Origin of the sequence: Streptomyces hainanensis (assembly GCF_004348415.1) — a bacterium.
GTDB lineage: Bacteria > Actinomycetota > Actinomycetes > Streptomycetales > Streptomycetaceae > Streptomyces > Streptomyces hainanensis.
The window spans coordinates 1-3,743 of record NZ_SMKI01000618.1; the positions used below are offsets into that span (position 1 = coordinate 1).

The following is a 3,743-nucleotide window of genomic DNA, read 5'->3' on the forward strand; positions in this document are numbered from 1 at the left end:
GAATCGCGCGGGGGCGCGGGTAGGGTCGCCGGCGGGTGGATCGTGGTGGGTTCTCGGGGGAGTACAGCGGTGCCTGACCTGACGTTCACGCGGGTTGATGTCGAGGGCGAGGCCGGCAGGCAGCCGTGGCAGCGCTGCGAACGGTTCGCCACCGAGATCGACCCGGACGACATGGCCGACACCGCGGCCAGCTACGCCAGGGCCGCCGACGGCGCCCGGGGCGCCGGGGAGTTGGCGGCGCGGGCCACCACGCTGGCCGCCGACGCCGGCGGGCTCGACGGGGACGACCTGGTCGACGCCGAGGGGCGGATCGTCGAGACCGCCGACGGCCTCCAGGGCAACGGCGAGGACCTGGACCAGGTGCTGAACCACCTCGTCAGGGCCATGAACACCGCGATCGACACCCGTGACGAGGTGTACGGCCTGGTCTTCGAACCCGGCGGCCTGGAGGAGAAGTACCAGCGGCACGTCCAGTCCGCGGTCGACGAGTGGAACGCCTGGCAGGGCGCCCTCACCGACCGCGTCGCGGAAGCCAACCGCACCGGCACCACCCGCGGCGTGCTCGGCACGCCCGTCGCCCTCTGGGTCCAGCACGGCGGCCGGGACCTCCTCGTCCACCCCACCATCGGAAGCGGCGGCCCCGTCTACCACCTGCCCGACAGCCTGCCGGGCGAGGTCCGCGCCAAGCACCTCCGTGCCGCGGCCGACGACGCCCGCGCCGCCTACGACGACGTCACCGAGGCCATCGACCAGTACACCCGCAGACTCGCCGAGTCCGGCCAACTCCTCGAAGGACTCGGCCTCGACACCACCGGCGGCCCGCTCGACCTGTGGACCTCGCCCACCGTCGCCGAGGTCGCCGCGCAGAGCCTCGCCGAACAGCTGCGGCAGCACCACCCCGATCCCGACCTGCTCGCCCTCTACACCGAGGGCCTCGCCCAGATCGGGGACGGCGACCCCCGGCTGCTCACCGACGCGGAACGCGACTACCTCCAACGGTTCTACGAGAACCTCGACATCCAGGCCCTGTCCGCGCTCGGCCAGCTCCACTCCGACCCCGACGACCTCGCCGACGGCCCGGGGCGGGCCGCCGCCGAGGAACGGCTGCGGGGGATCTCCCGCGCCCAGGAGGCCGTGGCGAACGGCATCAACCTGCTGACGGACCCGGAACGCGGCGGCCTCGACCCGACCACCGAGGCCGGCCGCGCCGCCGTGCCCGCCTCCGTCCGCGCCTTCGTCCACGACTACGCCGAAGGCGGCGTGTTCGGCACCGACTACCCGGGACCCAGGTTCGTCCCCGCCGAACTGCGGCTGTTCAACGGCTTCGGCGAGCTCATGGCCCACGCCACGACCCCGCCGGGCGACGCCTTCGCCAGAGACCTCGCCGAGGCCGCCGTGGACATCCAGACCGCCACCTCGACCCAGTACCACCCGATGAGCATCGAGGTGGTGCCCAACACCGGGAGCAGCGGGCTGCTCCAGGCCGCCGCGCTGAACACCGAGGCGTCCGCCGGGCTGCTCAACGACGCCGACTTCCGCGACCTGTTGCTCCGCCAGGAGTGGGAGGACAGCGAGGGCGTCGGCGCGTTGATCCGCTCCGGCACCACCGTCCCCGAGGGCGTCGACCCCAACGACGCGGCGGCGAAGCCGTACGTCCAGGCCGCCTTCAACGTGCTGGCGAACGTCGACGACTACGAGCTCTTCGTGCTGGTGCCCGAGCGCAGCCCGCAGGCCGACATCGGCAACACCGACCACTCCGGGCTGCAACGCGCCATCGGCGACACCGCGTTGCGTTACCTGAACATGGTCTCGCAGTTCCCCGGTGACGCCGGATCCCAGTTCCTCGAACCCGCCGATCCGAACGACCCCGCCGCCCGCCGGTTCACCAGCCTGCTCGGCCAGGACCACCGCTACGGCTTCCAGCTCTCCCGGGAGGACCGGCAGGGCCTCTTCGAGCTGATGAACGGCGGCGTGGACACGGTGCGGTCCGACTTCCGCGCCGGCGTCGGCGAGTGGCAGGCGCTCACCGCCTACCAGGCGTTCCGCGCCGGCACGGGCGAGGCCGCCGCGCTCGAAGCGGTCGGGCGGGTGGCCGGCTTCGTGGAGCACGCGGACATCCAGGCCGTCGAGAACGGCGCCGACCGGTCCCGGATCGAGACCACCGCGCTCACCGGCCTGACCACCGGCGCCGGGGCGGTGGCCACCCTCGCCGGCGCGAGCAACCCGGTGAGCGCCGGAGTGGCGCTCGGCGCCTACGGTCTCACCGCCGCCGTCCGAGGCTCGCTCGGGCCGGCCGAGCTCACGCCGCAGCAACTGGCCGAGATCGACGCCATCGAGTCCGGCGACTGGAACGTCAGAACCCTCGTCGCACACGCCGCGCTCGCCGCCGACTACGGCAACGCCCAGGAGGCGCTCGACCGTTACTACGGCGGGGCGAACAGTGTTCTGCCGCGCGCCGGTTCACCCGACGTCGTCTACGGCGACCTGATGAACGCCGTCTCCGAGGTCGAGACCAAGAGCTACCCGGGCGCCGAGGAGCGGATCAGCCGGGGCTTCGAGGACGCGCTCGGCAGGTAGCGGCATGATGATCCCAATCTGACGGGGGAGGACATGTGTTCGGGATCATCCGGCCGTGCCGGCATCGGCTGCCGGGCGGACTGGCGGCGGAGTGGATGGGCCACCTCTGCGGCCTGTGCCTGGCGTTGCGCCGGGTCCACGGGCAGGCCGCGCGGACGGCCACCAACTACGACGGCCTGCTGATATCCGTGCTGTACGAGGCGCAGTCGGCGGGCGGTGACGCCCGGGCCGGCTGGCGGCGGGCCGGACCCTGCCCGCTGCGCGGCATGCGGACCGCTTCGGTCGCGGACGGCGCCGGCGCCCAACTCGCCGCGGCCGTCTCGCTCGTGCTGGCCTCGGCCAAGATCCGCGACCATGTGGCGGACGGCGACGGGGCGTTGGCCCACCGCCCGCTGGCCGCGGCCGCCCGCCGCATGGCCAGCGGCTGGGACCGGGCCGGCACCAGGGGCGGGGCCGGCGTCGGCTTCGACACGGCGGTGCTGCTCGAAGCCGTCGACCGGCAGCAGGACGTCGAGGCGCTGGCGGGCCCCGGCACCCCGCTGCTCGCGGTCACCGAACCCACCGAGACCGCGACGGGCGCGGCCTTCGCCCACACCGCCGTCCTCGCCGGCCGCCCCGCGAACGCGACGGCGCTCGCCGAGGCCGGCCGGCTCTTCGGCCGGGTGGCGCACCTGCTCGACGCGGTCGAGGACCTCGACGCCGACCGCACGGCCGGCGCCTGGAACCCGATCACCGCCACCGGCACGCCGCTCGGCGAGGTACGGCGACTCTGCGACGACGCGGTGCGGGGCGTTCGACTCGCCCTGCGGGACGTCGAGTTCGCCGACGACCGGCTGGCACACGTGCTCCTGGCCCACGAACTCGACCGCGCGGTCGGCCGCGCCTTCGACGACCAACACCTCGACGCCCCACCGCGCCGCCGGGGACTGGTGGCCGGCTGCGCGCAGTGGACCTGGCTGTTCTGCACGTGCCAGGTGTGCTGCCGGAAGCAGTACGAGGACCCGTGGAACGGGCAGAAGCGGCGGGAGGGGTGGTGTCGCAAGTGTGACTGTGGCGATGCGTGTGACTGCTGCGACTGCTGCGAGTGCGGTGGCGGCAAGTCGGGTGGGGGGTGTGGCGACGGCTGCTGCTGCGACTGCAGCCCGTGACGGGGGTTTCCCCCCACC

At 73.8% G+C, this 3,743-nt stretch carries 2 protein-coding genes; both read left to right on the forward strand.

Annotated elements, in window-relative coordinates; translation table 11 throughout:
• The first annotated feature begins 69 nt into the window (after nt 1–69).
• The gene (locus E1283_RS33595) at nt 70–2,577 is read left to right on the forward strand and encodes a TPR repeat domain-containing protein (protein ID WP_132821951.1); all 2,508 of its coding nucleotides are present in this window, start codon (nt 70–72) and stop codon (nt 2,575–2,577) included.
• A gap of 35 nt (nt 2,578–2,612) precedes the next feature.
• Nucleotides 2,613–3,725: a DUF5685 family protein gene (locus E1283_RS37725; RefSeq protein WP_165956345.1), complete on the forward strand. Its 1,113-nt coding sequence runs from the start codon at nt 2,613–2,615 to the stop codon at nt 3,723–3,725.
• The last annotated feature ends 18 nt before the right edge of the window (nt 3,726–3,743 follow it).